Here is a 3,641-nt window from a genome sequence, read left to right as displayed (position 1 = left end):
CGGGGCCGGAACGCAGGTCGCTAAATTGTGCCGCAGCAGGGTATGAGCAATGCCAGTTGCTATAAGTGGCGTTCACGCTTAGGCGGTATGGATACCCGACTGAAAGAGCGGGAAGACGAAAACCGCCCTCTCAAAAAGACGTATGCCGAAGAGCGCCTCAAAGCCAAAATCATTCAGGAAGTCATGGCAAAAAGTGGTGAAGCCATTGTCGGCTGGCTGCTACGTATCACTGATAGCCAACGCAACTGGGGATTTGGTCTCTATTTTTTAGATCTGCGTAACATAAAAGCTTTCAGTTCAACCATTAACGGATGTATCGAATCTACTGCGAGCCGCCACTGAACATGCGAATAAAGTCCAAAAAACCTCTGAGGCAGGCATTGCTGAAGACACGGCTTACTCGCGGTTATCACATTACGAAAACGGTATGCGCAAGCCACTCCTCGAACTGGTAGGCGAATTCACCCGCGCGCTGGATGTACCGGAATGTTACTTCTGCATGGTAATGATGAGTTTGCTGAGGCAGCTGCATCAGCAATGCGGGCCACGAATTAATCAGCGATACCGCTGCGCCAGATGATGGACGGGGATGCGGCTTTGATGCAGCACGGCCATCACCGTAATCCCTTTGCTGTCGGGAACGTAATAGAGCATATGGCTGACGTAAGGAAAGCTGTGAACATCCGGCCCCAGCTCTTCTTCCCTTTTCAGCCCCATTTCAGGTATTTCCGCCAGTTTTTCAAGAGTCTGGCGCAGCCGGTTAAGATAAGTGCGGGATTGCTGTGCGCCCCAGTTCCTTAAGGTGTAGTCGCGGATCGCCCGCAGATCCCGCTGTGCCTCTTCCGTGAGTCTGTACCCGGCCATTTAAATTTTATCCGCATCCATCAGTTCAGAGAAAAATTCATCACCATCAGCGGTATTTCCGATCGCCATATCATTTCGGGCACGCTGGATCTTCGCCTGCAACAGCTGGAGCTTCATCGCTTCAATCTGTTCGTAGTCATCTGCGGAAACCAGCACTGCCACAGGCTTTCCATTGCGGCTGATTTGTACCGGCTCGCGCTGTACTTTTAGCAGCATATCACCAAACTGAGTTTTAGCTTCGTTGGCCGTCATGGAGTGCATCGTCATTACCTTTTCGCCCGAATCGTTCGATTCGTTCATTATAGTCGCTGTATAACTTATAGTCACCCGTCTTTACTTTCGGGGCAGACCCGTTTCCTTTAGCCGCGTTTCGTTAAATCCTGGTTACCCTTTCGGCCATTTTAAATCCTTTTATGTTTTTCAGCGGCAGGCAGGGTGTCGCGGTTATCTCCCATTTTAAATACATTTTATCTTAAAGGGAGACAGCTGAAACCGCGTCATTGCTGCCAGCGTAATATCGTCAGCACCATACCTACCAATGGTAAACGTCTCACGCCGACCGTTGAGGAGAGAATCGTTGCGAAATAAAATAGCAGCACATGCATTTCCCGCTTGTAACTTATAAGCTACTACTTAGACTCATGGAATGAGGGAAAAAGGATGTATCAATCCAGGGGTAATCCCCCCGAAAAACCGATGTGTTCATAAGTAGAATTTTCTCGTAATCTGAATTGAGGAGATTTCTATGAAAAAATCACGTTTCACTGACAGCCAGATCATGGACATTCTGAAGCAAGCCGAGGCCGGAACGCCAGTGGCTGAACTGTGCCGCGAACATGGCATGAGCAATGCCAGTTTTTATAAGTGGCGATCGCGCTTTGGCGGTATGGATGCATCCATGATGACCCGCCTGAGAGAGCTGGAAGACGAAAACCGTCGCCTCAAGAAAATGTATGCTGAAGAACGGCTTAAAGCTGAAATCATTCAGGAGGCCATGGCAAAAAAGTGGTGACGCCATCGCTTCGAAAGCAGATGGCGCAGGATGCGGTAAGGAGCCGGAATGTCAGCATTCGTTTTGCCTGCCAGCTGTTTGTTGTCAGCGAAAGTTGCTACCGCTACCAGCCTCAACTGAATGAAGAAAATGAGGTGATTGCCGACTGGCTGCTCCGCATCACTGACAGTCAGCGGAACTGGGGATTTGGTCTGTGTTTTTTGTACCTTCGCAACGTGAAAGGCTTCCGCTTCAACCACAAGAGGGTGTACTGGATTTACTGCGAGCTGTCGCTGAACATGCGAATAAAGCCGAAAAAACGACTTAAACGTGATAAACCTGAACCGCTGGCGGTGCCTGAAAGCAGTAATGAATGCTGGTTGATGGACTTCATGCATGATCAGCTATCGGATGGCCGTTCTGTGCGGTTGCTGAATATTATCGATGACTTTAATCGTGAGGCACTGGCGATTGAGGTGGATTTTTCCCTGCCGGCAAGCCGGGTAGTGCGAACACTCGAACAACTCATTGAGTGGAGGGGAAAACCGACAGCAATACGGTGTGACAACGGACCGGAATATACGAGTAATACATTGATATCATGGGCCTGTAAGCACGATATTCAAATTAACTTCATCCAGCCGGGTAATCCGCAACAAAATGCCTATATTGAGCGCTATAACCGAACGGTTCGGTATGACTGGCTGGGACAACACCTTTTTACATCGCTGGATGAATTGCAGCACTATGCCACTCAGTGGCAATGGTTTTATAATAATGAACGACCGAATATGGCGCTAAATGGCTTCACGCCGATGCAGCATATACAGCGCCAGCCTGATTCTACTTATGACCTCCGTTAAAAATGGGGGGATTACCATCCCTTTACCAGGATGCGCTGAAATTCAGCCTGAATTCTTGCTTGTAATCGAGTGTGTAGTGTCGAAGCTTACCCTTAGCTTTCCTGACCTTATACACAGCCTTTACGTGTATGGAAGTGTGGCTGAAGGTAGAGCGGAAATGGGTAAGTCTGATTTGGATATTACAATTATTTTCAGGCATAAACTCGATCAAACGACCTCAGAACAATTTGCCAATATTCACGCTGGGCTTGAAAAAAACAACTCCACTATCAGTAAAATTGATTTTGACTGCGGTTTTCTGGAAGAGGTCCTCTCACCAGATAACATACTCAGCTGGGGATACTGGTTGAAACATCATTGTCGTTGCGTTTATGGTGAGGATCTGAGCCAAAAATTTCAGGCTTTTAAGCCTTCAAAAGCTATTGCGGTAGCTGTGAATGGTGACTTTCAGCAAGTTCTGAACAAGTTAATTACGCAAATGAAAATGTCATCTGACGAAATCAAAAAGCAGCAACTTCTTTGTTCTGCTGCGAGAAAGCTTATCAGATCAACCAATATTTTGCGCAATGAACAGGACTATGACTGGCCGGGTTCGCTCCACGAGCACCGCAACTGGTTCATTGCCCGATACCCTTCTTTAGAAAAGGATATCGACGATTTAATGGCAATAGGCACCGGGGTCCGAGCAAACCTGGATGATTACGAAATACGACTTATAACTTTTGCAAGGTGGCTTAACGCTGAGTTTCACCGTCAATAAATCTTTTCGAGTATTTTGATTGTAACTCCTTTTCACAACAAAATGTCCGCTTCTGGCACTGAACGGACAGAAAGCAAGGTCGAAATGTCCGCTGTGAGCGGAGAGATGACCTGATTGTACAATGGACTGACCCCACCCCGGTAGACGATCCTGCCCTACAGTT

At 47.7% G+C, this 3,641-nt stretch carries 4 protein-coding genes and 2 pseudogenes; 4 read left to right on the top strand and 2 right to left on the bottom strand.

The genetic code is table 11. The features are described 5' to 3' along the window. Both NG42_RS21790 and NG42_RS23200 read left to right on the top strand, forming a co-directional pair. Positions 1–377, top strand: a pseudogene (locus tag NG42_RS21790) (transposase); the annotation flags it as partial. Continuing rightward, a pseudogene (locus tag NG42_RS23200) lies at positions 326–555 on the top strand (helix-turn-helix domain-containing protein). The pseudogenes NG42_RS21790 and NG42_RS23200, both read left to right, overlap by 52 nt. Here the strand turns inward: NG42_RS23200 and NG42_RS01185 are convergent. Together NG42_RS01185 and NG42_RS01180 are read right to left on the bottom strand one after the other, a co-directional pair. Beyond that, positions 556–864, bottom strand: coding sequence for a type II toxin-antitoxin system RelE/ParE family toxin (locus NG42_RS01185; protein ID WP_052896944.1), 309 nt, complete (start codon positions 862–864; stop codon positions 556–558). Continuing rightward, positions 865–1,125, bottom strand: a complete 261-nt coding sequence (locus NG42_RS01180) for a type II toxin-antitoxin system Phd/YefM family antitoxin (RefSeq protein ID WP_052897364.1) — start codon at positions 1,123–1,125, stop codon at positions 865–867. It lies immediately after the preceding gene. Positions 1,126–1,609: 484 nt separating this feature from the next. Between NG42_RS01180 and NG42_RS01170 the strand changes: the two genes are divergently transcribed. Further along, positions 1,610–2,718, top strand: a protein-coding gene (locus NG42_RS01170) for an IS3 family transposase (RefSeq protein ID WP_156322263.1) whose coding sequence is annotated in 2 segments (ribosomal slippage) — positions 1,610–1,862 and positions 1,862–2,718 — 1,110 coding nt in all. Because the reading frame shifts where the segments join, the coding sequence is not laid out codon by codon here. Then, complete coding sequence (locus NG42_RS01165) at positions 2,705–3,478, top strand: nucleotidyltransferase domain-containing protein (protein WP_052896941.1); 774 nt, start codon at positions 2,705–2,707, stop codon at positions 3,476–3,478. Before NG42_RS01170 ends, NG42_RS01165 begins: the two co-directional genes overlap by 14 nt. The last annotated feature ends 163 nt before the right edge of the window (positions 3,479–3,641 follow it).

It is taken from the genome of Winslowiella iniecta, assembly GCF_001267535.1.
Taxonomy (GTDB): Bacteria; Pseudomonadota; Gammaproteobacteria; order Enterobacterales; family Enterobacteriaceae; genus Erwinia; species Erwinia iniecta.
This window is presented reverse-complemented; position numbering and strand designations above follow the sequence as displayed.